The sequence below is a fragment of the Jatrophihabitans sp. GAS493 genome, from assembly GCF_900230215.1.
Taxonomy (GTDB): Bacteria; Actinomycetota; Actinomycetes; order Mycobacteriales; family Jatrophihabitantaceae; genus MT45.
The window spans coordinates 3221971-3247178 of the sequence record NZ_LT907982.1; the positions used below are offsets into that span (position 1 = coordinate 3221971).

25 protein-coding genes, 1 tRNA gene and 1 riboswitch are annotated in these 25208 nt (G+C 65.5%); of the genes, 24 read left to right on the top strand and 2 right to left on the bottom strand.

The features are described from left to right. Positions 1–8 precede the first annotated feature (8 nt). The 22 genes from CPH63_RS14955 to gcvP all read left to right on the top strand — a co-directional run bounded on the left by CPH63_RS14955 (position 9) and on the right by gcvP (position 21295). On the top strand, positions 9–1793 hold the full coding sequence (locus CPH63_RS14955) for a CTP synthase (RefSeq protein ID WP_096305176.1): 1785 nt from the start codon (positions 9–11) through the stop codon (positions 1791–1793). Then, on the top strand, positions 1790–2449 hold the full coding sequence (locus tag CPH63_RS14960; RefSeq protein ID WP_096303667.1) for an NUDIX hydrolase: 660 nt from the start codon (positions 1790–1792) through the stop codon (positions 2447–2449). Before CPH63_RS14955 ends, CPH63_RS14960 begins: the two co-directional genes overlap by 4 nt. A gap of 26 nt (positions 2450–2475) precedes the next feature. Continuing rightward, a complete protein-coding gene (xerD, locus tag CPH63_RS14965; protein ID WP_096305177.1) occupies positions 2476–3381 on the top strand; it encodes a site-specific tyrosine recombinase XerD in 906 nt (301 codons plus the stop codon). Between the two features lie 65 nt (positions 3382–3446). After that, complete coding sequence (locus CPH63_RS14970; RefSeq protein WP_096303668.1) at positions 3447–4364, top strand: ParA family protein; 918 nt, start codon at positions 3447–3449, stop codon at positions 4362–4364. Between the two features lie 127 nt (positions 4365–4491). Continuing rightward, a complete protein-coding gene (locus tag CPH63_RS14975) occupies positions 4492–5052 on the top strand; it encodes a hypothetical protein (RefSeq protein ID WP_096303669.1) in 561 nt (186 codons plus the stop codon). Next, complete coding sequence (locus CPH63_RS14980; protein ID WP_241895671.1) at positions 5049–6119, top strand: ScpA family protein; 1071 nt, start codon at positions 5049–5051, stop codon at positions 6117–6119. Before CPH63_RS14975 ends, CPH63_RS14980 begins: the two co-directional genes overlap by 4 nt. Further along, positions 6116–6931, top strand: coding sequence for an SMC-Scp complex subunit ScpB (scpB, locus tag CPH63_RS14985; protein ID WP_096303670.1), 816 nt, complete (start codon positions 6116–6118; stop codon positions 6929–6931). The genes CPH63_RS14980 and scpB overlap by 4 nt, the downstream gene beginning before the upstream one ends. An 18-nt stretch (positions 6932–6949) precedes the next feature. Beyond that, on the top strand, positions 6950–7705 hold the full coding sequence (locus CPH63_RS14990; protein WP_096303671.1) for a pseudouridine synthase: 756 nt from the start codon (positions 6950–6952) through the stop codon (positions 7703–7705). 924 nt (positions 7706–8629) lie between these two features. Beyond that, a complete protein-coding gene (gene aroH / locus CPH63_RS14995; RefSeq protein WP_371364978.1) occupies positions 8630–9001 on the top strand; it encodes a chorismate mutase in 372 nt (123 codons plus the stop codon). 233 nt (positions 9002–9234) lie between these two features. Beyond that, on the top strand, positions 9235–10068 hold the full coding sequence (gene cmk, locus CPH63_RS15000; RefSeq protein WP_206745560.1) for a (d)CMP kinase: 834 nt from the start codon (positions 9235–9237) through the stop codon (positions 10066–10068). A 168-nt stretch (positions 10069–10236) separates the two neighbouring features. Further along, positions 10237–11625, top strand: coding sequence for a ribosome biogenesis GTPase Der (gene der / locus CPH63_RS15005; RefSeq protein ID WP_197704366.1), 1389 nt, complete (start codon positions 10237–10239; stop codon positions 11623–11625). Between the two features lie 197 nt (positions 11626–11822). Further along, positions 11823–11896, top strand: a tRNA-Pro gene (locus CPH63_RS15010). 48 nt (positions 11897–11944) lie between these two features. Then, positions 11945–12580 carry a CDP-alcohol phosphatidyltransferase family protein gene (locus CPH63_RS15015; RefSeq protein WP_096303674.1) on the top strand — a complete coding sequence of 212 codons (636 nt, stop codon included), beginning with the start codon at positions 11945–11947 and terminating at the stop codon, positions 12578–12580. Beyond that, positions 12577–13542: a DUF881 domain-containing protein gene (locus CPH63_RS15020; protein ID WP_157749579.1), complete on the top strand. Its 966-nt coding sequence runs from the start codon at positions 12577–12579 to the stop codon at positions 13540–13542. The genes CPH63_RS15015 and CPH63_RS15020 overlap by 4 nt, the downstream gene beginning before the upstream one ends. Next, entirely contained in the window at positions 13539–13871 is a 333-nt protein-coding gene (locus tag CPH63_RS15025) for a small basic family protein (RefSeq protein ID WP_096303676.1), read from the top strand. Before CPH63_RS15020 ends, CPH63_RS15025 begins: the two co-directional genes overlap by 4 nt. Beyond that, a complete protein-coding gene (locus CPH63_RS15030; RefSeq protein ID WP_096303677.1) occupies positions 13864–14652 on the top strand; it encodes a DUF881 domain-containing protein in 789 nt (262 codons plus the stop codon). Before CPH63_RS15025 ends, CPH63_RS15030 begins: the two co-directional genes overlap by 8 nt. Before the next feature lie 134 nt (positions 14653–14786). Continuing rightward, positions 14787–15167 (top strand): glycine cleavage system protein GcvH, encoded by a 381-nt coding sequence (gcvH, locus tag CPH63_RS15035; RefSeq protein ID WP_096303678.1) that lies wholly within the window; start codon positions 14787–14789, stop codon positions 15165–15167. 269 nt (positions 15168–15436) lie between these two features. Continuing rightward, positions 15437–15955 carry an FHA domain-containing protein gene (locus tag CPH63_RS15040; protein ID WP_096303679.1) on the top strand — a complete coding sequence of 173 codons (519 nt, stop codon included), beginning with the start codon at positions 15437–15439 and terminating at the stop codon, positions 15953–15955. After that, positions 15952–16692 carry a MerR family transcriptional regulator gene (locus CPH63_RS15045; protein WP_096303680.1) on the top strand — a complete coding sequence of 247 codons (741 nt, stop codon included), beginning with the start codon at positions 15952–15954 and terminating at the stop codon, positions 16690–16692. Before CPH63_RS15040 ends, CPH63_RS15045 begins: the two co-directional genes overlap by 4 nt. 136 nt (positions 16693–16828) lie before the next feature. Then, complete coding sequence (locus CPH63_RS15050) at positions 16829–17299, top strand: bifunctional nuclease family protein (RefSeq protein WP_096303681.1); 471 nt, start codon at positions 16829–16831, stop codon at positions 17297–17299. Between the two features lie 193 nt (positions 17300–17492). After that, positions 17493–18092 (top strand): MerR family transcriptional regulator, encoded by a 600-nt coding sequence (locus tag CPH63_RS15055; RefSeq protein ID WP_096303682.1) that lies wholly within the window; start codon positions 17493–17495, stop codon positions 18090–18092. 43 nt (positions 18093–18135) lie between these two features. Beyond that, positions 18136–18254, top strand: a riboswitch (glycine riboswitch). 122 nt (positions 18255–18376) lie between these two features. After that, positions 18377–21295 carry an aminomethyl-transferring glycine dehydrogenase gene (gene gcvP / locus CPH63_RS15060; protein ID WP_096303683.1) on the top strand — a complete coding sequence of 973 codons (2919 nt, stop codon included), beginning with the start codon at positions 18377–18379 and terminating at the stop codon, positions 21293–21295. 33 nt (positions 21296–21328) lie between these two features. On the opposite strand, the gene CPH63_RS15065 is transcribed toward gcvP, so the two are convergent. Beyond that, positions 21329–21574, bottom strand: a complete 246-nt coding sequence (locus CPH63_RS15065; RefSeq protein ID WP_096303684.1) for a DUF5999 family protein — start codon at positions 21572–21574, stop codon at positions 21329–21331. Positions 21575–21731: 157 nt separating this feature from the next. Continuing rightward, positions 21732–22202 (bottom strand): hypothetical protein, encoded by a 471-nt coding sequence (locus CPH63_RS15070; protein ID WP_197704367.1) that lies wholly within the window; start codon positions 22200–22202, stop codon positions 21732–21734. A gap of 126 nt (positions 22203–22328) precedes the next feature. On the opposite strand from CPH63_RS15070, the gene CPH63_RS15075 reads away from it, so the two are divergent. Beyond that, complete coding sequence (locus tag CPH63_RS15075) at positions 22329–23762, top strand: GuaB1 family IMP dehydrogenase-related protein (RefSeq protein WP_096303686.1); 1434 nt, start codon at positions 22329–22331, stop codon at positions 23760–23762. Between the two features lie 28 nt (positions 23763–23790). Continuing rightward, positions 23791–25191 carry a wax ester/triacylglycerol synthase family O-acyltransferase gene (locus CPH63_RS15080; RefSeq protein WP_096305180.1) on the top strand — a complete coding sequence of 467 codons (1401 nt, stop codon included), beginning with the start codon at positions 23791–23793 and terminating at the stop codon, positions 25189–25191. The last annotated feature ends 17 nt before the right edge of the window (positions 25192–25208 follow it).

Sequence of the window (25208 nt, forward strand, 5' to 3'; positions counted from 1 at the left end):
GAGTGATCTTGGCGCACACGCCGCAACCCACGAAGCATCTCTTCGTCACCGGAGGCGTCGCATCGTCGCTGGGTAAGGGACTCACGGCCAGTAGCCTGGGCAGCCTTCTGAAGTCGCGCGGCCTGCGGGTCACCATGCAGAAGCTGGACCCCTATCTGAACGTGGACCCGGGAACGATGAACCCGTTCCAGCACGGCGAGGTCTTCGTCACTGAGGACGGCGCCGAGACCGACCTCGACATCGGACACTACGAGCGCTTTCTAGACACCGATCTGGTTGGCTCGGCCAACGTCACTACCGGTCAGGTCTACTCGACGGTCATCGCGCGTGAACGGCGCGGGGAGTACCTCGGCGACACGGTTCAGGTCATTCCGCACATCACGAACGAGATCAAGGCGAGGATCCGGGCGATGTCGGTTCCCGACGCCGAGGGCCTCACCCCGCATGTGGTCATCACCGAGATCGGTGGCACCGTGGGTGATATCGAGTCGCTGCCCTTCCTCGAGGCCGCCCGCCAGGTCAGACACGACGTCGGACGGGAGAATTGCTTCTTCCTCCATGTCTCGCTGATCCCGTATCTCGCGCCGTCGGGGGAGTTGAAGACGAAGCCGACCCAGCATTCGGTGGCCGCCCTGCGCAGCATCGGCATCACCCCGGACGCCGTGGTCTGCCGCAGTGATCGCGAACTTCCCGACGGGATGAAGAACAAGATCTCGCTGATGTGCGACGTCGACGCCGAGGCGGTCATCTCCTGCCCGGATGCCCCGAGCATCTACGAGATCCCACGAGTGCTGCACACCGAGGGACTGGACGCCTACGTCGTGCGCCGGCTCGGATTGCCCTTCCGCGACGTCAACTGGGCGGTCTGGGGCGATCTGCTCGACCGGGTCTACAACCCGCGGCACGAGGTGACAGTGGCCCTGGTCGGTAAGTACATCGACCTCCCGGATGCCTACCTCTCGGTCACCGAGGCGCTGCGAGCCGGCGGATTCACTCGCAAAACAAAGGTGAAAATCAAATGGGTGGCCTCTGACTCCTGCGAGACACCGGCTGGCGCCGCGGCCGAACTGGGTGGCGCCGACGCCGTGGTGATACCCGGTGGCTTCGGTATCCGCGGTATCGAGGGAAAGCTCGGAGCCATCAAATTCGCCCGTGAACGGGGAATCCCGACACTCGGGCTCTGTCTGGGTCTGCAGTGCATGGTCATCGAGACTGCGCGCAACCTAGCCGGTATAGCCGGCGCCAACTCGGCGGAGTTCGACCCGGCGACGACCGACGCCGTCATAGCGACCATGGCGGATCAGGTCGACATCGTCGCCGGAAATGCCGATCTCGGTGGCACGATGCGACTGGGCAGCTACCCGGCGACCCTGCAGTCCGGTTCAGTGGTGGCCGAGACCTACGGCACGACCCAGGTCACCGAGCGGCACCGGCACCGCTACGAGGTGAGCAACGAGTACCGCGACCGACTCACGGCGGCCGGTCTGGTCATCTCTGGAACCTCGCCCGACGGGCGCCTGGTGGAGTTCGTCGAGCTACCCCGAGACGTTCACCCGTATTTCGTCGCGACTCAGGCCCACCCCGAGTTGAAGTCGCGCCCCACTCGGGCTCACCCACTCTTCCGCGGGCTCATCGATGCGGCGCTGGAGTACAACGCCGCCGACCAGCTGCCGGTCGAGCTGCCCGAGGACTCCGATCTTCCGACGATCACCCTGGACGTTCACGAGTCGGCGCCGGAGGCCGAGGAGGGCGCCGCTGCCTCGTTCGCTCCCGGCTCAGCCGTGCGGGCATGACCGAAGAGCCGACTACCCCGTCGGAGTACGAGGTACTGAACTCGACGCCGATCTTCACCGGACGCGTCATCTCCCTGCGGACCGACGAGGTCCGGATGAGCGATGGAACGGTCGCGACCCGGGAGGTCGTCGGACATCCGGGTGCGGTGGCGATTCTGGCCCTGGATGAACAGGAGCGGGTGGTGTTGGTGAATCAGTACCGGCACCCCGTCCGAAGTTACCTCGACGAGTTGCCGGCCGGCCTGCTCGACGTCGACGGCGAGCCGCCCCTGGTCGGTGCGCAGCGCGAACTCTTCGAGGAGGCAGCCCTTCGGGCCGGAGATTGGGACGTCCTCGTCGACCTGTATGCCTCGCCCGGGATGACGGATGAATGGGTGCGCGTCTACCTGGCCCGCGACCTGGTCGAGGTTGGCGAAGACGAACGGTTTGTCGCCGAGCATGAAGAGATCACCATGACCGTGCGCCGGGTTCCGCTCGACCAGGCGATCTCGATGGTGCTCGCCGGCGAGGTGACGAACGCGTCGGCCGTCGCCGGAATCCTCGCGGCTGGTGCGGCCCGCGCTTCTGGTTGGTCACAGCTGCGGCCGGCCGACAGTGCGACTCCGGTCGGCACAATGCCTGACAGTGCGACTTCGGCCAACTCGCTGCGGACCTGACGTTGGCCGACGTCGCACCCGCCGTTGTGGTCCGCAGCTTCACCGACCACCTAGCTGTCGAGCGGGGGTCGGCCGCGAACACACTCTCCTCCTACCGCCGGGATCTCGCCCGATACCTCGCGTACCTCGACCTGACCGGCATCTCATCCTTTGCCGCGATTGATTCGGCCACCGTTAGCGGCTTCCTCACCTACCTGCGAACTGGGGACGAAGAGCATCAGGCGCTCTCGCCCGCATCGGCGGCCCGGGCGATCGTGGCGGTGCGCGGCCTGCACCGCTTCGCAGTCCGCGACGGGATAGTCGTCCATGATGTGGCGCACGAGGTTCGACCACCGGTATCGCCTCGACGGCTGCCGAAGGCGATCAGCATCGATGACGTCGCCCGTCTGCTTGAGGCGGCCGGCATCGACGACACACCCCTGGCGCTTCGCGACCGCGCACTGTTGGAGTTGCTGTACTCGACCGGCGCTCGCATCTCGGAGGCGGTCGGGCTCGTGGTGGATGAGCTGGATCTGGCCGATCGCACCGTCCTGCTCAGTGGGAAGGGCGGCAAGCAGCGCCGGGTGCCGCTCGGCTCGTACGCGGCCGATGCCGTGCAGGCCTACCTCGTTCGGGCCCGGCCGACGCTCGCCGCTAAGGGGCGCGGAACCCACGTCGTATTTCTGAACGCCCGAGGTGGAGCGCTCTCCCGGCAATCGGCGTGGACGGTGCTGCGCAGTGCAGCGGATAAGGCGGGCCTGACTGCCGAGATCTCGCCCCACACGATGCGTCACTCGTTCGCCACCCATCTCATGGAGGGGGGAGCCGATGTGCGAGTTGTCCAGGAATTATTGGGACATTCTTCGGTGACAACCACCCAGATCTACACCCTGGTCACGGTCGACCGGCTCCGCGAGGTCTACGCCTCAGCCCACCCGCGAGCATTGGGCTGAACTCGTCAATGAGGTAGCCTCGCTGACGTAAGTAGAGATCAGCAGCTAGGGAGTTTTAGTAACCAATGGCTAAGTCGACAAACAGCGACTCCGAGTCTGCTACCGAACTCTTCAGTGTCGACAAGTCCAGTCCCGCGGTGAGCGCCGTCAAGTCGGTGGATCCTGCGGCGGCCCGGGTGAAGCGGCCTCTCATCGAGCCGAAGCCGTTGGATCGACATGGCCCGGCGCGCGTCATCGCCCTCTGCAATCAGAAGGGTGGCGTCGGCAAGACCACGTCGACGATCAACCTCGGTGCTGCCCTGGCCGAGTTCGGTCGCCGGGTGCTGCTCGTTGATTTCGATCCGCAGGGTGCCCTGTCGGTCGGACTCGGCGTCCAGCCGCATCAGCTGGAGCGAACTGCCTACAACCTGCTCATGGAGCGGGATGTCAGCATCGACGATGTCGTGCTAAAGACGAGTGTCTCCGGTCTTGACATGCTCCCGAGCAACATCGACCTCTCCGCCGCCGAGGTTCAGCTGGTGGGGGAGGTGGCCCGTGAACAGGCGCTGGCCCGAGCTTTGAACCCGGTGCTCGACGACTACGACTTCGTCCTCATCGATTGCCAGCCGTCGCTCGGTCTGCTGACCGTCAACGCGCTCACACTTGCCGAAGGCGTCATCATTCCCCTCGAATGCGAATTCTTCAGTCTCCGCGGGGTCGCGCTTCTCATCGACACGATCGAGAAGGTGCGTGAACGCCTGAACCCGAAGCTGAAGCTGGAAGGCATCCTGGCCACCATGTACGACGGCCGGACCCTGCACAGTCGCGAGGTGTACGCGCGCGTCCTCGAAGCCTTCGGTGACAAGGTCTTCGATACGGTCATCGCCCGGACGGTCCGCTTCCCGGAGACCACCGTGGCCGGCGAGCCGATCACGACGTGGGCCAGTTCGTCGGCTGGAGCGCTGGCCTACCGCAATCTTGCTCGCGAGGTTCTCGCACGATGAACAACGACACCACCGAATCGAAAGGCCGCGACATGAGTCTTCAGCGCAGCAATGTCCGGACGAGGGCGGAGTCTCGACCGGAGCTTCCCTCACCGACCGCCTCCCGGTTCATTCACGGCGCTACTCGATGAGCCGCCGTACCAGCCTCCCCGGTGCCGCCGAGCTCTTCCGGACCACGGCGGCGCCGCTCACCGCCGAACCGGCGGAGCCAGCTGCGAGTGAGCCGGCCCAGGTCGACACCGCGCACCCGACGGCGGCGCAGCCCGGCGCCGTGCTGGCCGAACCTCGCCAGCTGAACTCTGTCTCGGCCATCGACATTGAGGCCGAGACGCTGGCCGAGCCGGCGCCGGTCGTCCGCGATGTCGAGCCCGCCGCGTTCGCCGCTGCCCCCCGGCGCCCGGCTGCTGCTCCTGCTGCGCGCGCCACCGCGGTGCGAAACACCCGCCGAATTCGCGCCGTCGCGGATCGAGCTCCCTCGGGGAGGGAGCGGCACGAAGAGAAGATCACCGTGTATTGCTCGCCGGAGGAGCTGCTCGACCTTGAGTCGGCGCGGCTGCATTTGCGGGCCGAACACGGACTTGCGGTTGACCGTGGCCGAATCGTGCGAGAGGCACTGGCCGTCGTCCTGGCCGACCTCGAGGCAAAGGGTGAGTCGTCGATCCTGGTACGACGACTGCGCGAGGCGTGAGTTCGACGGAGCCAACAACGCAGTTGCCGCAGCCGCCCGAAGGGACGGCGCATTCCGAAACCAGTGACTCGGCTCCGGATTCGGCACCCCGCGGCGATTCGAATGCTGACCAGTCGAACGCCGATCAGCCGACCGGGCGCTCGCCGCTTCCCGACGGCGCCCAGCTCGCCCCGCCGGCATTGTTGCTGGCCCGCCCCGACGCATTCTCGGTCAGCCTGGACAATTTTGAAGGCCCGTTCGACCTCCTCCTGAGCCTTATCGCCAAGCGGCAGATGGATGTAACCGAAGTTGCCCTGTCGCAGGTGACCGACGACTTCATCGCGTATCTGAGCGCGTCGGAGGAGTGGGACCTGGGTCAAGCTACCCAGTTCCTCGTGGTCGCCGCGACCCTGCTCGACTTGAAGACCGCCCGTCTGCTGCCGTCGGCCGAGGTCGAGGACGAGGAAGATCTGGCGCTGCTCGAGGCACGGGATCTGCTGTTCGCCCGGTTGTTGCAGTACCGGGCCTACAAGCTGGCGGCCGCATACTTCGCCGAGCTCGACCGAGCGCAGGCGCTGCGGCACCCGCGTTCGGTCGAGCTCGACACCGAGTTCTCACAACTTCTGCCAGAGGTGGAGATCGGCGTCTCGGCCGATCGCTTCGCGATTCTGGCCGCCCGGGCCATGGCGCCGCGGCCGGTTCCAGTGGTCGGGATCGATCACATCCATTCGGTGCGGGTGAGCGTCCACGAACACATGCAGATCATTCGTGAGCGGATACGGCAGGCCGGTTCGGCTACCTTTCGGGCGCTCGTGGCTGACTGCGGCTCGACGCTTGAGGTGGTGGCCCGATTCCTCGGCCTGCTGGAGCTCTACCGTGAAGGGAGCGTCGCGTTCGATCAGGCCGCAGCGTTGGCTGAGCTTCGGGTTCGATGGGTGAACTCGGCCGCCGCGCAGAGTGACCGTGAGGCCGCAGCTGCCGAGGAGCCGGCGGCTGCTCCGCCAGTCGCGGCAGATAGTGGATTTGTCGATTCAACGATGTCAACAGATGACGAGACTGAGCGTTCGGTCGATGAGGAGTACGGATGAGCCACCCCGACGCAGCACCCCATGAGCTGGCTGACTTGGGGGATCCTCATGCGGCACCGGAGGGTGGAGACATGAGCGCGCCGGTGGATGCTGCGCCGATCGCTCCAGAGGCAGACGCACCGGTGGCATCCGCCGGCGAGCCGTTCGAACCCGCATCGGCCGACGCATTCCAGCAGGGCGATCTGGGGGAGGGCGATCTGGCGGTGGCGGGTTCGTCCGAGCGGGAGGACAGGACGGAGATCGATGGACTTCCGCGTCCTGACCTGGACGATCCACAGGTTCTCGTCGCCGCGATCGAGGCGATTCTCTTCGTGGTGGAGGCGCCGGTGACCGGCGCGCAGCTGGCTGTGGCCCTGCAACGTCCGACCTCCGAGGTGGACGACGCGCTGGCCCGGCTCGCCGGTCAGCTGGATGAGCGGGGGAGCGGGCTCGAGCTTCGAAGTGTCGCCGGTGGTCACCGCCTCTTTACCCGTCCGATACTGAGCTCGGTGGTTGAGGCGTTTCTGCTCGAGGGGCAGCGAAGCAAACTCAGCCAGGCAGCGCTGGAGACGCTGGCCGTCGTGGCCTACCGCCAGCCGGTCACGCGAGCACGTATCTCGGCGATCCGCGGGGTGAACGTTGACGGAGTGGTTCGGACTCTGGTCACCCGCGGGCTGATCGTCGAAGCGGGGAGCGACCCGGATACCGGCGGGGGTGTCTACCGGACCACCGAAGTCTTCCTCGAGCGGCTCGGCCTCGACTCAATATCCGAGCTTCCGTCTCTTGCTCCACTGCTACCTGAGTTAGATATGCTCGAAACCGATGAACTGTAAACTTGAGATTGAGACGTAATGTCACCAGCTGAACTGCCGGACGGGATTCGCCTCCAGAAGGTGCTATCGGCCGCCGGTCTTGGCTCCCGACGCAAGTGCGAGGAACTCATCGCCGACGGCCGGGTCAGTGTCGACGGCGTAGTCGTCGAGGAGATGGGGCGACGGGTCGATCCGCTCGTGGCCGTGATTCACGTCGACGGAGCCCGGGTGAATGTCCGCCAGGATCTGGTGTACCTCGCGCTGAACAAGCCTCTCGGCGTGCTGAGTGCCATGTCCGACGATCGTGGCCGCCCGACGGTGGGCGACCTGTTGACTGGTCAGCCGGAGTCGGTGTTTCATGTCGGTCGATTGGATGCGGACACGGAGGGGCTGTTACTGCTGACGAACGACGGCGAACTGGGGCATCGCCTCATGCACCCCTCCTTCGGTGTCGTGAAGACGTACGTAGCCGAAGTTGATGGAGCGGTTCGCAAGGATCTCGGGCGGCGGTTACGGGCCGGTGTTGAACTCGAGGATGGCCCAGTGAAGGTTGACGGATTCCGGCTCATCCAGACGTCAGGTGAGCTCTCGCTCGTGGAGGTCTCTCTGCATGAAGGTCGCAATCGGATCGTGCGCAGAATGCTCGATGAGGTCGGCCACCCGGTTCGCAGTTTGGTGCGCACTGCGATCGGGCCGGTGCGCCTAGGCGGCCAACGAAGCGGCTCAATCCGAACCCTTAGCCGCACCGAACTCGCGGAGCTTCACGCTCTTGTCGACAAACAGATAGACCTGTAAAGAGCTAAAACGGTAGGTCGCGTGAACGGCATATTGTTTTATCGGCTGTTACGCACGCGAGTGAGTTGCTGATGGATCTCTCTCTATGTCGATATAGCTACGTGTGGATGCTGGCCGGCCACTTGGCGTCCTGAAACCCCGAGTCACTATGTCGACTTGTGCGTTCGACCCCTCGGATTGAGGCATCCGCTCGAGGTGCCCTGCTCCGGGTGATTACGCCCGCGTTTAAACGCTAAGTCGATAAAACGTTGGGGCTACCAGCGGCTGGAGAAGCGGAGGCGGCGCGCGCTGGCTGGGATGGGCTGTCGGGAGAATCGCGTCGACCGTACGCCGCCTGCGCTAATTGTCGACTTATCACCGTCGCTGCCACGTTGCGGGGTCGTGCCGCGCGGCAGTCCCCGGCAGCATGCCTATAACGTGAGTCGACATAGAGGTAAAGCGGGTTAGCCGCAGAGCGGTACAACCTGATACAGCTATATCGTTGAGTGGTGGAGCATCTTGATCGGTTAAGCCATAAAAGGGTGAATCGGTGATACGTCAAGGGGATTAGTCGTTGCAGCGACATAGACTGAAAGCGATAGGCCTCGAAATCGTTGTGTCGGTACATCTGTGTATCGATCTCGAGTGATAGAAGTAGATCGAGGATTTGGTGTCGCTCCCGCAGGCCGCGACGTGCCCCAAGCTGGCAATAGGCCGGCAAATCGTCGGCGGTCGTCCCGGCTCGCAGGTCTGGCCGAAGGGTCGTGCACAGGGTGAAGCGGTGGACCAGTTGGATTTCAACCGGAGGTAGAACGCAGGATGGTTTCGGGTGTACAGGGCGAGGGCGTATTCGTCGTCGAGACGGGGCGTAAGCCCGACGATGAGCCCGATCAAGCCGGCGGCGAATCGGACGGGCAGGCGGAACAGGCCGGGCAGGCCGGTTCTGTGGCGCCCCCAAGCGTGCGCGCGGTGCGTGGAGCGAATCAGATCGACTCTGACGATCGCGACGCGATTCTGGCCGGCACCGCTGACCTGGTTACCGAGGTTATGCAGCGAAATGCGCTCAGCGCTGACGACATCATCAGCATCATCTTCACGGCTACGCCGGACCTGACGGCCGAGTTTCCGGCCTACGCGGCTCGCCAGCTCGGGTTGACCGACGTTCCGTTGCTCTGCTCCACCGAGATCTCAGTCCCGGGCGCCATGCCGCGGGTTCTGCGTCTGCTGGCGCATGTTGAGACACGGCGTACGAGAGCTGAGATCAGGCATGTCTACCTCGGGGGAGCCGCCGCGTTACGGACCGACCTTCCGCAGTAGGGGTGGCTTGGCCGGCGTTTGGACGCAGTCTCCTGGTCCCAGATCGGTTATTTCTCAACTGCTGAGTTAGCCATCGGTAGGCTCAGAGCTTCACGTTTAACCTGATAGTTAGTCTGAACCACTGTATTCGTAGTTGACTGTCGGGCGTATCGGCCTCAGGCCCGTCGGCCGTATCCTCGGTAGTTGGACCGCCGGTCCCCGCTGGATCACAACCGATTGAAGGATTTGAGAACGTGAGTTCGACCGAGGCCCCGGTGAGCATGGGCATTCCGAAATCGGCGGCCCGCTCGCCACAGACGGCCGGGGATCACCAACTACTTGAACGCGGGGCGGCCGCTGGCTCGCAGAGCGCGGACGACCGTGAAGGCGTCAATTCCTCCTACCTTCCGGTGATCGCCCTGGACGGACCCTCCGGGACGGGCAAGTCGACCGTGGCGCAGGCTCTGGCCCGCCGACTCGGCCTCCGTTACCTGGACACCGGCGCGATGTACCGTGCCGCCACTGTCGCGGTGCTCGACGCCGGCGTCGAACTCGATGATGCGGTGGCGGTAGCCACGGCGGTCGCTGGAAGCGACATCCAGGTCAGCACCGACCTTGCTGACCGCAACACCTACCTGGGGTCCCGCGCCGTCTCGCAAGAGATTCGCGGCGAAGCGGTGACGTTAGCCGTCAGCAAGGTGTCGGCTGTGCCGGCCGTGCGCGCGCAGCTGGTAGCGGCACAGCGCGACCTCATCGGTTCCGGTGGAATCGTGGTCGAGGGACGGGATATCGGTTCGGTCGTGTGGCCGCAGGCGGCCCCCAAGATTTATCTCACCGCCGATGAAGAGGTGAGGGCTCAGCGCCGCTCTCGCCAGTTGGCCAAGGGAGATCCGATCGAGGCTGTTCGACGCGACCTTGAGCGGCGAGACGCCTTCGACAGCTCGCGCCGAACGAGCCCGCTGACCCGCACCGATGACGCCGTCGAAGTTGACACGACGTATCTATCCATCGATGAGGTAGTTAATGTCCTTGTCGACTTATGTGTAAATGATCGACCGATTCTCTCCGGACCCGGCCGGCGCGGCTAGCCGCTGCTACGGCACAGTCGCGCGGGATTGATCGGCACGGTGGGCGTGATTGACCGGCCAGCGGCCGAATCGTGGGACAGTAGTACAGCCGCTGCGTACTCCCGCGCCCGAGCCGGCGACCAGCAGGATTCGGTCTGAGTCCACAGAATCAACGATGGAGCAGTACAAGTGAGCGAGTTTGGCAGCGAGTCCGGCAGCGACTCCGGCAGCAAGTCCGGAAGCGAGACCGAGGAGACCGCGGCGGTTCCGGTGGTTGCCGTAGTCGGTCGACCAAACGTCGGCAAGTCGACATTGGTCAACCGGATCCTGGGCCGTCGGGAGGCGGTTGTGCAGGACATCGCCGGTGTAACTCGTGATCGCATCCCGTATGACGCGATGTGGGGTGGTCGTCGCTTCACTCTGGTCGACACCGGCGGGTGGGAGCCCGACGCCCGTGGATTACAGGCCCAGGTTTCAGCCCAGGCCGAACGAGCCGTAGTTACCGCCGACCTCGTCCTCTTCGTGGTCGACGCCCGCACTGGAGCCACCGAGACCGACATGGTGGTGGCCCGGACGCTGCGCCGGTCTCAGCGCCCGGTCATCCTCGTCGCCACGAAGGTCGACGACGAGCGGGCCGAGCCCGACACCGCTGAGTTGTGGTCGCTCGGCCTCGGTGAACCGCACCCGGTCAGTGGATTGCACGGGCGGGGCAGTGGAGATCTGCTCGACGAGATCCTGAGCAAGCTTCCAGATGCCCCGATGGAGACCGAAGAGGAGGGTGGCCCGCGCCGGGTCGCGCTCGTCGGTCGTCCCAACGTTGGCAAATCCAGTCTGCTCAACAAGATCACCGGCGAAGAGCGTTCCGTCGTCGACTCTGTGGCGGGGACGACAATTGATCCGGTCGACAGCCTAGTTGAACTCGATTCAGAGATATGGAAATTTGTCGACACGGCTGGTCTTCGCAAGCGGGTGAAGCAGGCGACCGGAATGGAGTTCTACGCGAGCCTGCGCACGGCGAGCGCGATCGAGGCGGCCGAGGTCGCAGTCGTACTCCTCGACGCCTCCGAGACCATCAGCGAACAGGATCAACGCGTCATCACCAGCGTTCTCGAAGCTGGCCGCGCGCTGGTGATCGCATTCAACAAGTGGGACCTGGTCGACGAGGATCGACGCGAGACGCTGGAACGCGAGATCTCGCGCGACTTGTCGAGGCTGCAGTGGGCGCCCAGGGTGAATGTGTCGGCGAAGACGGGACGCGCCGTCGAGAAGCTGGCGATCGCGCTGCGCACCAGTCTGGATTCGTGGGACCGTCGAATCTCGACCGGCCGGTTGAACGCTTGGCTGACTGAGGTCGTCCAGCAGACGCCTCCGCCGGCCCGCGGCGGGAAGGCCCCCCGCGTCCTCTTCGCCACCCAGGCTGACGTTCGGCCGCCGCGTTTCGTGCTCTTCAGCACCGGATTCCTAGAGGCCGGCTACCGCCGATTCATCGAACGTCGGCTACGTGAGGACTTCGACTTCACCGGCACGCCCATCGAGATTTCGGTGCGCGTCCGGGAGAAGCGCGGACCCAAGCGCTGACGTTCCGCGGCTCGCGCGCATCCGGCGAGTCTAGATTCACCGCGTTCGACGCTCGCGTGTTCCGGCTAAACGCGGCGACGGACTCCGCCCAGCCGGGCCGGGAGACGGAAGTTGGCAATCACCACCGCGTAACTACGATAAAGTTGCTCGCGGTTGTGCTGGGTACGGCGTCGTAGCGATGATCCGTTCAGTCACACCGGGACGTGGCGCAGCTTGGTAGCGCACCTGACTGGGGGTCAGGGGGTCGTGGGTTCGAATCCCGCCGTCCCGACATATGTATCGCTGGAGTTGATCGCGGTAAGCGCGGCACCGTCCGGTGATGCCCGTGGATCTGATTGGAGGGCGCGTGACGACACCCGGGTCGGCGCAGGCCGACCGGATCGCAACCGTCCCGAATGCGCTGAGCGTGCTGCGACTGCTCGGCGTCCCGCTCTTCCTCTGGTTACTGCTAGGTCCGCAGGCTGACCTCCTGGCGATCGTCGTGCTGATGGTCAGCGGCTTCACCGACTGGGCGGACGGCTGGCTGGCGCGCCGCCTCAATCAGCAGAGCAGCCTCGGCACGCTGCTGGACCCGGCCGCCGATCGTCTCTACATCCTGGCCACGCTCTTCGGATTCTCGGTCCGAGACATCATTCCGTGGTGGCTGGCGGCGGTGATCGTCGGCCGCGACCTCATCCTGGCCGCTGTCCTAGCCCTTCTGCGCCGCTACGGCTATGCGCCGCTGCCGGTGCATTACCTCGGCAAGGCCGCGACCTTCAACCTGCTCTACGCGTTCCCGCTGCTGCTGATCGGAGACGGCGACGGCACGCTCAGCGCCGTGGTCCGCCCGATCGCCTGGGCCTTCACCATCTGGGGCACGGTGCTATATCTATGGTCGGGTGGGCTCTACGTGCTGCAGGCGCTGCGACTCATCATGGCGGCTCGTGGCACCGCGCGGCTGGTGCAGAACCCATGACTACGCCTACGACCGGCCGAGGGTACCGAGACAGCTCCGGCACTCCCAGCCTGCTGCTGGATCTCATCAACAACACGGCCGACCCTGGTTATGCCGCCGCCGCAGCCCGGCGTGGCGAATCGAACCACAGCTGGTACGAGCAACCGCTGGCCGCGCTCGGTGCGGCGCTCGTCGGGCTCATCCTCGTCATCGCCTACCTGCACGCGCATCGCGCGGCACCGCAGACGGCCAAACTGCACGCCGAACTGGTCAAGCGCGTGCGGGCCGCGCAGCTCATGAACGACTCCCTCCAGCACGATCTGCTCGGCGATCAAGCGAAGCTGAACGCGCTGCGCGACAAGTCGCTGCCGGCTGCCGGGCAGCTGCGTTCAACCCTGCAGAGTGATCAACTGGCCGCCGGCGCACTGACGACCTTTGGAACCGGAATGCAGGTTCAGCTGGCGGTCACGGCTGCACCCACGGCAACTCAGGCCGCCCGGGTCGGGGTCACCACGGTCACCGACACCTCGCCGCTGTCGGACAAGGACATCCGCAGCGTCGTGAACGAACTCTGGCATGACGGTGCGGAGGCGATCTCGGTCAACGACATCCGCCTCACTCCGACGTCGGCGATTCGCTTCGCCGGCCAGGCCGTGCTGGTCGACTTCCAGCCCATAACCTCCCCGTACGTGATCCGGGCGATAGGAGATTCAGACGTGCTTGTGACGAACTTCGCCGACAGCGAGGTGGCCAGTCGCTACCACACACTGGCGGCGCTCGGCGGCATCACGTTCGATTGGTCGCAGCAGAACCACCTTGAACTCCCGGCCGGCTCGGCGGCCAAACCCAACTACGCCGCGCCGGTTACGCCAGGCGCGGCGGCCAACGGGTCGCCGAAACCCACGCCGTCGCCGCAACCCACGGTCTCGCCGAAACCCACACCCGCGCCGACATCCAGTTCGCCGACCGGGGGGCCACGATGATTCCGGCGATCGCGCTCGTCATCGGCATCATCGCCGGACTCGTCCTGCAGCCGACTGTTCCGCACGCGCTCGAGCCCTACCTGCCAATCGCAGTGGTGGCCGCCCTCGATGCGGTCTTCGGAGGCCTACGGGCCCGGTTGGATCACATCTTCGACGCGAAGGTCTTCATCGTCTCGTTCATTTCGAACGTTCTGGTTGCGGCGGTGATTGTGTTCATCGGCGACAAGCTCGGAGTCGGCGGAGCGCTCTCCACCGCAGTGGTCGTCGTGCTGGGCATCCGGATCTTCGGCAACGCAGCAGCGATTCGGCGGCATCTCTTCCATGCCTGACCGATCCGGCTCGGACGGGCCAGCTGAAGCGCCGGATCCAGCCGGCGATGCCGCGCCGGCGGGGGAGCCGATCGAGGCGCCGGCGGAGGGAAAGCGACGCACCTCGCACCGACGGGCTGGAGCGCTGATCGGGGTGCTCGCCGCACTACTCGGCTTTGCGATCGTGGTGCAGGTCCGCTCCAACTCCTCGCAGGACAGCCTCTCCAACGCCCGTGACGACGATCTCGTCGGCATCATCGCCAATCAGAACGAGCTGGCGGAGCGGCGTCGGGACCAGATCTCGGACCTGCAGCGGGTACAGCAGCAGCTACAGGCCAGCGGCAACGTCGACGGCGTCGCCCAGCAACAGGCCGAACAGGAGACGCAGGCGCTCGGCGTGCTCCTCGGAACGGTCCCGGCCACGGGTCCCGGCATCACCGCGACGATCACCGATCCGCAGGGAAACCTGAAGGCCGAGGATCTGCTCGATGTGATCGAGGAGCTGCGCGGCGCGGGGGCGGAGGCGATTCAGTTCGGGCCGGTTCGAGTGGGAACGTCGACGAACTTCGTCGATACCGAAGCCGGAGTCAGCATCGACGGAACGACCATCAAGCCGCCCTACGTAGTGCGGGCCATCGGCGACCCCAAGACCATGGACACCGCGCTGAACATCCCGGGCGGGGTCGCCGCCACTGTCCGGGTTGCCGGTGGCGACCTCACGGTGATCGAGCAGCCCAGTCTCACCATCACCGCGGTACGGGCGCTGCCGTCGCCCAAGTACGCAGCGCCCACTCCCCATTAACTGCCGCGGCGGCCACCTCCTAGGATCGAACCCGTCGGTCGCCGCGTGGACAGACGGGTCTAGACCCTCTGCCTGCACGTCCGATCCGAGCACGTCCCCGTGAGCCAGCCTCCCTGAGTTAAGGACCTCCAGCGATGAGTGAAGTACCTGACGACCTGCGCTACACCGCCGAGCACGAATGGGTCCGCATCGACGGCTCGATCGCGCGCGTCGGTATCACCGACTTCGCGCAGGAGGCGCTGGGCGACGTCGTCTATGTGACCCTCCCAGAGGTCGGCACTGCTGTGGAGCGCGGTGCGGCCTTCGGTGAGATCGAATCGACCAAGAGCGTGTCGGACCTCTTCGCACCCGTCGATGGTTCGGTCGTCACCCGTAACGATCTACTTGACGGTCGTCCGGAGCTCATCAACTCCGATCCCTACGGCGACGGCTGGATCGTCGAGATCGAGATCGCCGATCCCGCGCAGGCGAATGCACTGCTCGACCCGGCCGCCTACGGCGAACTCAGCCAGTAGCTGAAGATAGTGCAGATTGTGTAGAAATATTCGACACAATCCTAAAACCTCCAGCTGACATTGACCCTCGGGTCGATGCGGAACTAGGCTCGACAGCATTCGGTGAGTTGGCGAGCTGGACCACGTTCAGCTCGCCTCTTCATACGGGTTGCCATACGACTCTCCGGATCAGCCGGGACGGAGTAGTCGTGGCGGCGGCGTGTGGCAGCAGGACCTGAGCAGCACAGCTTTTCCCCCGTTCAACAACGTCCATCAGAAGGGCACCAAGAGTGTTCTGCACCGTATGTGGTTCGGAGAATCCGCCTGGAAGTCGCTTCTGCGCCAACTGTGGTGCCCCGATCGGAGACGAACGCCTGCCCGCTGCACCGGACTCGACCGGCATCATCACCACGGTAACCACGGCCACCGACGGCGACGCTGATTTCTCACCCGATGCGCACCAGGGTGCAATCGACGCGCTCAGTCCAGGTTCGGCCTTACTCGTGGTGAAGCGCGGTCCGAATGCGGGCAGCCGATTCCTGCTCGACCAGGACGTCACATCGGCTGGACGTCACCCTGACAGTGACATTTTCCTCGACGACGTGACCGTCTCCCGTCGCCATGCGGAGTTTCGACGTGAGGGGAGTGGGTTCAGCGTGCACGACGTCGGTTCACTCAACGGCACCTACGTCAATCGGGAGCGCATCGATGTCACCCCGCTCGCCGGGGGTGACGAGGTTCAGATCGGCAAGTTCCGGCTCGTGTACCTCACCGCGTCGCGATCCGTCGCCGCCGGAGCGGGCGAGTGACCGCCCCTGAGGTCGCGGCCCGCGGCTCGCTCACGATCGGTGAGGTTCTCACCGCCCTCCGTCCCGACTTCCCGGACATCACGATCAGCAAGATCCGGTTCCTGGAGACCGAGGGTCTGGTGGCGCCGCATCGCACACCGTCCGGGTACCGCAAGTTCTCCTCCACCGACATCGCCCGGCTGAAGTACGTGCTCAGCCAGCAGCGCGACCACTACCTGCCGCTGCGGGTCATCAAGGACCAGTTGGACGCGATCGATCGGGGCTTGGTCCCGCCTGGTGCCGGCGGGCTACCCCGGGTGCCGCACCTGGCGATCGCCGACAATGCGCCGACGGCCGACCACTTCCGACCGGTGCTTCCGACACTTCGTCTGTCGCGCGAGGAGCTGATCAACGCCGCCGGTCTCACCTCCGAGCAGTTGCGCGAGCTGGAGCAGTTCAACCTGGTGACACCCAAGAGCGGCGGGTTCTACGACGAGGACGCGCTGGCTATCGGTCAGGTCGTCTCGCAGCTGGCGCGGTACGGGCTGGAGGGGCGCCACCTGCGCGCCTTCCGGACGGCGGCCGAGCGGGAGGTCGGGCTCTTCTCCCAGGTCGTGGGGCCGATGAGCCGCCAGCGCAGCGCCGAGGCCAAAGCCCGAGCTGAGGAGACGGTGCGTGAACTTGCCGCGCTCTCCGTGCGGCTGCACGCGACGCTCGTCCAGATCGGTCTGCGTGAAGTCACCGGTACCGCGACCTGAGTCGAGGTGGCGGCCATTGATCTCTGCCGGTGCGCCGAACTTCCCGCGAGCCGAGATGGACGTCGGCGTGTAGCGTCGAGTTGTAGCAGAAGTGGTACATAGAGGCAGTAGAAGACAGGCAACCGAGAGGGCCGACGTGCATCCGTTGCGGGTAGTGGGAGTGCGAGTTGAACTCCCCACGAACCAGCCTGTCGTGCTGCTGCGTGAAGAGGACGGCGTGCGTTATCTGCCGATCTGGATCGGGGCCGTGGAGGCGTCGGCCATCGCGTTCCAGCAGCAGGGTGTGCAGACGGTACGGCCGCTGACCCACGACCTGCTGCGTGATGTCATCACCGCGCTCGGTGTGCGACTCGAGTCGGTCCACATCACCGAGATGCGCGATGACATCTTCTATGCGGAGTTGAGCTTCAGTGATGGGATCAAGGTCAGTGCGCGTCCGTCGGATGCGATAGCGCTGGCCCTGCGTTGTGAAGTCGCGATTCTCGGTACCGACTCGGTGCTGGACGCGGCGGGGATCGAGATCCCCGATGAACAGGACGATGAAGTCGAACGTTTCCGGGAGTTCCTGGACAGCGTCTCGCCCGAGGATTTCGCAGCGGACGGGTGACGTTCAGTTCCGATTGGAACTCTCAACCTCAACATGAACGTTACTAATTTTCGAGATTGCCAGCGCGTCGCGTTGACCAGGCTAGCCACCAGTCATACGGTCAACGAAGAAGTTGACACAGACGCAGTCTTCGAGCATTCCGCGCAGGCACACCGTGCTGCGAAGCGCTAACGGGGTAACGCAGAAGGTAGGCATGATGGCCGAGCACATCGGACCGGTAGATGGATCGCAGCGCCCCGAACAGGGCGCGCTCTTCGACGACCCGATGGCCAGGTCGGACGACGAGGTCGGCTACCGCGGACCCACCGCCTGCTCCGCCGCTGGCATCACCTATCGCCAGCTCGACTACTGGGCCCGCACCGACCTCGTGGTGCCCACGGTCCGCTCGGCTACCGGGTCCGGCAGCCAGCGTCTCTATGGCTTCAAGGACATCCTGGTGTTGAAGGTCGTCAAGCGACTGCTCGACACCGGAGTCTCACTGCAGAACATCCGCCTCGCGGTCGAGCACCTGCGGGCGCGCGGAGTGGACGACCTGGCCCGCATCACTCTGCTCTCCGACGGCGTCACGGTCTATGAGTGCACCTCCTCGGAGGAGGTCGTCGACCTGCTGCGCGGAGGCCAGGGCGTCTTCGGAATCGCCGTCAGTGGCGCACTTCGCGAACTGGTCGGCTCGTTGGCTGAGCTTCCCTCCGAGCGGGCCGTCTCGGCCGATCGCGTCCCGTCGGTTGACGCCGAATCGCTGGCCGCCGATGAGCTGTCCCGCCGCCGCCAGAAGCGTGCCGCCACCGCTTGAGCGGAGATTGCTCGCGGTCCGGTAGCCTGGTCTCACTGGCCGTATCAGTCGGGCGGGAGAGTTCGTCGACGATTCGTCTGCATGCAGATGCAACGAACGCCGGACGGCGCCGAAGGGGCAACATCCCCGGAACCTCTCAGGCACCCGAACCGCGCGACTGAGGCCACTCTGAAGGGCTGGATCAAATCGTCGCCGGTTTGCGGTGGTCGATCCGATTCGCCTGACAGACGGGGAGTTGAGTCGCCGTCCGGCGAGTCGCCCCGTCGTCAGAAGCGAGCGAGTAGTTGACCAGTTCTGCCAACCAGTTGAGCCTTTTCGCGCTTGAGGGCAATGACGAGTTCGTCGCCCGCCACATCGGAGTGAGCCGCCCCGCCGATCGCGACCGGATGCTGAGTGCCATCGGGCACGACTCGCTCGATTCGCTGCTGGCGCAGGCGATCCCCGGCACGATCCGTGAGCACGAGGCGCTGAAGCTGCCGGCCGCGAGTTCGGAGGCGGAGGTGGCCAGCGAACTGCGTGACCTGGCCGGACGCAATCGGGAACTCACCTCGATGATCGGACTCGGGTACTACGACACGATCACTCCGGCGGTGATTCGTCGCAATGTTCTGGAGAGCCCGGCGTGGTACACGGCCTACACGCCATATCAGCCGGAGATCAGTCAGGGGCGGCTGGAGACTCTCCTCAATTTCCAGACGATGATCGAGGACCTTACCGCGCTGCCGGTGGCCGGAGCGTCGCTGCTGGACGAAGGCACCGCAGCGGCTGAGGCGATGACTCTGATGCACCGCGCCACCCGGGGCAGCAAGAACACCATCGTCGTTGATTCGCAGATTCTGCCGCAGACACTGGCCGTCCTGCGTACCCGGGCCGAACCGATCGGGCTGAAGGTCGTCCTCGACGATCTTGAGGACGCGGACAGCCTGCTGAGCTCACTCGACTGTGCCGAGGACATCTTCGGCGTGCTGGTTCAGTACCCGGGAGCGAGTGGTCGAGTGCGCGAGCTGGCGCCGATCGTCACCGCGGCACATCAGCTCGGTGCGCTGGTCACGGTCGCCGCTGATCTGCTCGCGCTGACCCTGCTGACGCCACCGGGCGATGCGGGGGCGGACATCGCGGTCGGCAGCGCACAGCGATTCGGCGTGCCGATGGGCTTCGGCGGTCCGCACGCGGGTTACATGTCGACCCGGGCCGGGCTGGAGCGACAGATGCCGGGTCGCCTCGTCGGCGTCTCGGTCGACGCCGACGGAAAGCCCGCCTATCGACTGGCCCTGCAGACCCGCGAGCAGCACATCCGTCGTGAGAAGGCGACGAGCAACATCTGCACCGCTCAGGTGCTGCTGGCCAACATGGCCGGACTCTATGCGGCTTACCACGGGCCGGAGGGCCTTCGGGAGATCGCTCAGCGCACGCACCGTTTCGCTACGATCCTCGCGGCTGGGCTGCGCGAGGGTCAGCTCGCCGTCGCCGATGGGGCCTTCTTCGATACCGTGACGGTGGCTGTGCCAGGCGCGGCCGTGCAGGTCGTGGCCGCGGCACTGGCCGACGGCATCAACCTGCGCCAGGTCGACGCCGACACGGTAGCCATCTCCACCGACGAGAAGACCCACCGCTCGCACCTGGTCGCCGTCTGGAACGCCTTCGGGTTGAAGCTGAGCTACGGCGACGTGGAGCGCCTCGACGCCGCCGCGGCCGGTGAAGTGGAGTTCACGGCGCCGCTGGCCCGCACCTCGCCGTTCCTCACGCATCCGGTCTTCTCGGCCTACCACTCCGAGACCGCCATGCTGCGCTACCTGCGCCGGCTCTCCGATCGCGACTACGCGCTGGACCGGGGGATGATTCCGCTCGGCTCCTGCACCATGAAGCTCAACGCGACGACTGAACTGGAGCCGATCAGCCTCGGTGGCTTCGCGAACCTCCACCCGTTCGCGCCGGTGGGTCAGTTCGATGGTTACCAGCGGATGTTCGACGATCTGCAGCGCTGGCTCGTCGAGATCACCGGTTACGACGCCGTCTCGCTTCAGCCGAATGCGGGCTCGCAGGGTGAGCTCGCCGGTCTACTTGCCATCCGTGGATACCACCTGGCGAATGGCGACTCGCACCGCGACGTGTGCCTGATTCCGGCCAGCGCGCACGGCACCAACGCGGCGAGCGCGGTGATGGCCGGGATGCGGGTGGTCGTGGTCAAGACCGGCGGTGACGAGGGCGAGATCGACTTGACCGACCTCACCGCGAAGGCCGAGCAGTATGCCGATTCGCTGGCCGCGGTGATGGTCACCTACCCCTCGACTCACGGCGTCTTCGAAGAGCACATCGGTACCGTCTGCGAGATCGTCCATTCCCACGGCGGTCAGGTCTACGTCGACGGTGCGAACCTCAACGCCATGGTCGGGCTCGCCCGCCCGGGCAAGTTCGGGGCCGACGTCTCGCACCTCAACCTGCACAAGACCTTCTGCATTCCGCACGGTGGCGGCGGACCGGGTGTGGGGCCCATCGGAGTGCGGGCCCACCTGGCCCCGCACCTGCCCAATCACCCGCTCCAGGCCGGTGCCGGGCCCGACTCCGGCTGCGGCGCCATCTCGGCCGCTCCGTGGGGGTCGGCGGCGATCCTGCCGATCACCTGGGCTTACATCCGGATGATGGGTCCGGCCGGACTCACTGAGGCGACCGGAGCGGCGATCCTCTCCGCCAACTACATCGCGACCCGTCTGAACGAACATTTCCCTGTTCTTTACAGCGGATCACACGGCCTCGTCGCACATGAGTGCATTCTCGATCTGCGGGAGATCACGAAGACGACCGGCGTCACCGTCGACGATGTGGCCAAGCGACTCATCGACTATGGGTTCCACGCTCCGACGATGTCCTTCCCGGTTCCGGGAACCCTCATGGTCGAGCCGACCGAGTCCGAGGACCTGGTCGAGATCGATCGCTTCATCGAGGCAATGATCGCGATCAAGGGCGAGATCGACCTGATCGGATCGGGGGAGTGGAGCGGAGCCGACAACCCGCTTCGCAATGCACCGCACACCGCGGCCTGCCTCACGCAGGAGTGGAGCCACCCGTACTCGCGGGAGATCGCAGTATTTCCTGGTGGGGTAGATCCTTCGGCGAAGTACTGGCCGCCGGTGCGTCGTATCGACGGTGCCTTCGGCGACCGGAACCTGGTCTGCTCCTGCCCGCCGATCGAGGAGTACGTCTAACCGCTTCGGCCGGCCGGCCTTGGGGTGTTGCCGCTAACTGGCGCGGTGCTCTGCGCAGTGCAGTAGTTCAGCCCGGCGGGCGGCAACACTGCTGCCGTCCGGTAGGAGTTCGCCGGTGTCCTCGAAGAGCACGACACCGTTGCAGAGCAGACTCCAGCCCTGCTCCGGGTGTGCGACAAGCACGTGGGCCGCGTCGCGTGACACCGCGTCGGCCGAAGGGCAGACCGGGGTGTGTGTGCAACTGCCCGAGAGGTGGGCGGCTGGTGCCGAAACTGTCATGGTGCACTTCCCTGCAATCGCTTCCAGTGTTCTATGCCACAAGTGTGCACTTTGTTTAGCCATTGTTCCACTTAAGACGCGACTTTCTTCCCGTGTCGCGACGCAGTTGTTATATACACGCGCCGCCTGGTTGTAGCCGGTGAGCTACCACTGGTGATTAGGTACGTCCGAGCTTGTCCTGGGCATCCCGCAGGGCACCGCCGCGTGGCACCCAATCCGCCAATATTGCTGGGAAATCTGCCGCAAGTGCGGCTGCCACGACATCGGCGTCGTCGTCGACGAAGGCCGCAACCTCACGTGGTTGCAGTCGACGCAGCACGTCCAACTTCAACTGTGGCGCCGGCCGAAAATCGTATTCGGTCCGCATATACAACTCGTCAGCCGGCAGGTCGTGAGCGATCAACCAATCGAGCGTTACTCTGCGTAACCAGTCGGGTCGGCCGGTGAGCCAGACGATGTCGTGCCGGCCGGCCAAGTCGGTCACCAGTGCCCGCCCCTCCTCCAGGAGTGGATCGAGGTGGGCGCCTCGGAAGAATCCGGGCCAGTTCTTCGATCGCCCCTCCAGGAAATGCACGCGATGGCGAACATCGGCTACGACTCCGTCGATGTCGAAGACTGCGATCGTCATAGCACCCACCATAGGGGCAGGACCGACCGAGTTCGGCATCGCTTCCAGCCGGGGCAGCTGACCTCCATTCGCCTTCGGCGAAGGCCGGCCCCATGGATCGACCGAATGCCCTAGAATTACGTATTCGTGCGCTTCCTTGATGCAGTTCCGCCGTATGAGCTGACCTATGACGACGTCTTCATGGTCCCGGCGATGTCCGATATCGCGTCCCGATTCGACGTAGACCTCACCTCCGACGACGGCAGCGGGGCCACCATCCCGCTCGTCGTGGCCAACATGACGGCGGTGGCCGGTCGTCGCATGGCAGAGACGGTCGCGCGCCGGGGCGGTCTCACCGTTCTCCCGCAGGACATTCCCACGCCGGTCGTCGCCGACGTGATCAGCTGGGTCAAGAGCCGTGACCTGGTCGTCGACACCGCGGTCACCCTTGAGGCGACGGCGCCGGTGAGCGATGCCCTCGCGCTGCTGGACAAGCGGGCCCACGGCGCCGTGCTGGTGGTCGAGCAGGGGCGTCCGGTCGGAGTTCTCACCGCACCGGACTGCGCCGGCGCCGACCGCTTCACCCAGCTCAGCGAGGTGATGTCGAGGCCGGCCTTCACGCTGCCGGTCTCCACCCCCCCGGAGAAGGCATTCGCACTCCTGGACGAGGCCCACCGGCGCCTCGCGGCCATGGTCGACGACAATGGGCTCCTGGTCGGAATCCTGACCCGAACCGCCGCGCTGCGCTCCACGATCTATCAGCCGGCGGTGGATGCATCCGGACGGCTACGAGTCGCCGCGGCCATCGGGGTCAACGGCGACGTCGCCGCCAAGGCGGCCGATCTCATCGCGGCCGGCGCGGACGTCCTGGTCATTGACACAGCGCACGGCCACCAGCAGCGGATGCTCGACGCGCTCGCCGCGGTGCGGGCGCTCTCGCCGACCGTGCCGATCGTGGCCGGCAACGTCGTCTCCGCGCAGGGGGTGCGTGACCTGGTGGCCGCCGGCGCGGACATCGTCAAGGTGGGCGTCGGGCCAGGTGCGATGTGCACGACCCGGATGATGACCGGGGTCGGACGGCCGCAGTTCTCGGCCGTCCTCGAGTGTTCCGCCGCCGCGGCCGAACTCGGCAAGCACGTCTGGGCCGATGGGGGAGTGCGCCACCCGCGTGACGTGGCGTTGGCGCTCGCGGCCGGGGCATCATCGGTGATGGTCGGCTCATGGTTCGCCGGCACCTTCGAATCACCCGGCGATCTGCACACTGCCCCGGATGGACGTCTGTACAAGGAGAGCTTCGGGATGGCTTCGGCTCGGGCCGTGGCCAATCGCACGAGCGGTGACGGCGCATTCGACCGAGCCCGCAAGGCGCTCTTCGAAGAGGGCATCTCCAGTGGCCGGATGTTCCTGGATCCGACTCGTCCCGGCGTGGAGGATCTCATCGACTCGATCGTGGCCGGTGTGCGCTCGGCCTGCACCTACGCCGGGGCCGCCGACCTGCGGCAGTTCGCCGAGCGGGCCGTCATCGGTGTGCAGAGCGCGTCGGGTTACGCAGAGGGGCGCCCGCTTTACAGCAGTTGGTAGCCTAATCTCTCTAGCCGGGGGGATGCAGATGCTGGTACCGATGTCGCCGACCGACTCGGTGTTCCTCTTCGCCGAGTCGCGGGATCAACCGATGCACGTCGGCGGCCTGCAGGTCTTTCACCCAGCTGACGGCATGGAGCGCGACGACGTTCTCGACACCTTCCAACAGATGCTCAGTTCGAACGAAACGTCTCCGATGTTCGGCAAGCGGGTACGCCGCTCGATCCGTACCGGATGGCTGTGGGCCTGGGAGGAGGATGAGCGATTCGATATCGAGCATCACGTCCGGCACAACGCGCTACCCCGACCGGGTCGCGTGCTGGATCTCTTTGCCCTCTGCTCCCGTCTGCACGGCAGCCTGCTCGACCGGCACCGCCCGCTCTGGGAGACACACCTCATCGAGGGACTGCACGATGGACGCTTCGCGGTCTACACGAAGGTGCACCACAGTCTGACCGACGGTGTTTCGGCGATCCGGCTCATGCAGTCCAGCCTCTCCGACGACCCGGAGTTTCGAGGAGGCGTGCCGCCGTGGCGGGCCGGTGTCGAGTCGATGTCGCCCCGACGCAGTGAGGTCGTGGCGCCGGCGAGCCGAGGCCCGGTCGAGTTGAGCTCCGACACCCTGCGCACCGCGCTGAGAACCGCGGGCGAGGCGGCCGCGCTGCCGCTCGTGCTGGCCAGGTCGGTGAATCGGGGCCTGCATGCGCAGAGTGGCCCGCTGGCCTTCACCGCACCCAAGATGATGTTCAACGTCCCGATCACCGGTGCCCGCCGCTTCGCCGCCCAGTCCTGGGCGATCGAACGCTTCCAACTCGTCGCGAAGCGGTCGGACTGCAGCCTCAACGACGTCGTGCTGGCGATGTGTTCCGGGGCGCTGCGGCGTTACCTGCTCAGTCTCCAGATGCTTCCGCAAGCGCCGTTGATCGCGATGGTTCCGGTCTCGCTACGCGACGAGTCGACGGCACCCACCGGCGGCAACTCCGTCGGCGCGGTGATGTGCAACCTGGCCACTCAGCTCGATGACCCCGGGCAGCGGCTGTCGGCCATCACCCAGTCGATGCGCAATGGCAAGCAGGCGCTGGCCTCGATGACTCAACTTCAGATCCTGGCGATGACCGCACTGGCCGTGAGCCCCTTGGGGATCGACCCGCTGCTTCGCCTCACCGGCGTGGTGCGGCCACCGTTCAACCTGATCATCTCCAATGTCCCCGGCCCACGTTCTGAGCTGTACTGGAATGGGTCGAGAATGTCAGGGCTTTATCCGCTCTCGATCCCGGTGGACGGTCAGGCGTTGAACATCAGCTGCGTAAGTCACGCCGAGCAATTGTCCTTCGGTCTCACCGGCTGCCGGCGCACCGTGCCTCACCTGCAGCGTCTGCTGTCGCACCTCGACGACGAGCTGGTGGCCCTGGAACTGGCTACCGCGTAAGCCTATTCGGGTAAGCC

Coding starts and splice junctions, on each gene's coding strand:
- CPH63_RS15015 (WP_096303674.1), top strand. CDS start 11,945: ATGCCCGTGGATCTGATTGGAGGGCGCGTGACGACACCCGGGTCGGCG.
- CPH63_RS14990 (WP_096303671.1), top strand. CDS start 6,950: ATGTCACCAGCTGAACTGCCGGACGGGATTCGCCTCCAGAAGGTGCTA.
- CPH63_RS15020 (WP_157749579.1), top strand. CDS start 12,577: ATGACTACGCCTACGACCGGCCGAGGGTACCGAGACAGCTCCGGCACT.
- CPH63_RS15065 (WP_096303684.1), bottom strand. CDS start 21,574: ATGACAGTTTCGGCACCAGCCGCCCACCTCTCGGGCAGTTGCACACAC.
- CPH63_RS15080 (WP_096305180.1), top strand. CDS start 23,791: ATGCTGGTACCGATGTCGCCGACCGACTCGGTGTTCCTCTTCGCCGAG.
- CPH63_RS15025 (WP_096303676.1), top strand. CDS start 13,539: ATGATTCCGGCGATCGCGCTCGTCATCGGCATCATCGCCGGACTCGTC.
- CPH63_RS14970 (WP_096303668.1), top strand. CDS start 3,447: ATGGCTAAGTCGACAAACAGCGACTCCGAGTCTGCTACCGAACTCTTC.
- scpB (WP_096303670.1), top strand. CDS start 6,116: ATGAGCCACCCCGACGCAGCACCCCATGAGCTGGCTGACTTGGGGGAT.
- gcvH (WP_096303678.1), top strand. CDS start 14,787: ATGAGTGAAGTACCTGACGACCTGCGCTACACCGCCGAGCACGAATGG.
- CPH63_RS15055 (WP_096303682.1), top strand. CDS start 17,493: ATGATGGCCGAGCACATCGGACCGGTAGATGGATCGCAGCGCCCCGAA.
- CPH63_RS14975 (WP_096303669.1), top strand. CDS start 4,492: ATGAGCCGCCGTACCAGCCTCCCCGGTGCCGCCGAGCTCTTCCGGACC.
- CPH63_RS14960 (WP_096303667.1), top strand. CDS start 1,790: ATGACCGAAGAGCCGACTACCCCGTCGGAGTACGAGGTACTGAACTCG.
- CPH63_RS15070 (WP_197704367.1), bottom strand. CDS start 22,202: ATGACGATCGCAGTCTTCGACATCGACGGAGTCGTAGCCGATGTTCGC.
- CPH63_RS15030 (WP_096303677.1), top strand. CDS start 13,864: ATGCCTGACCGATCCGGCTCGGACGGGCCAGCTGAAGCGCCGGATCCA.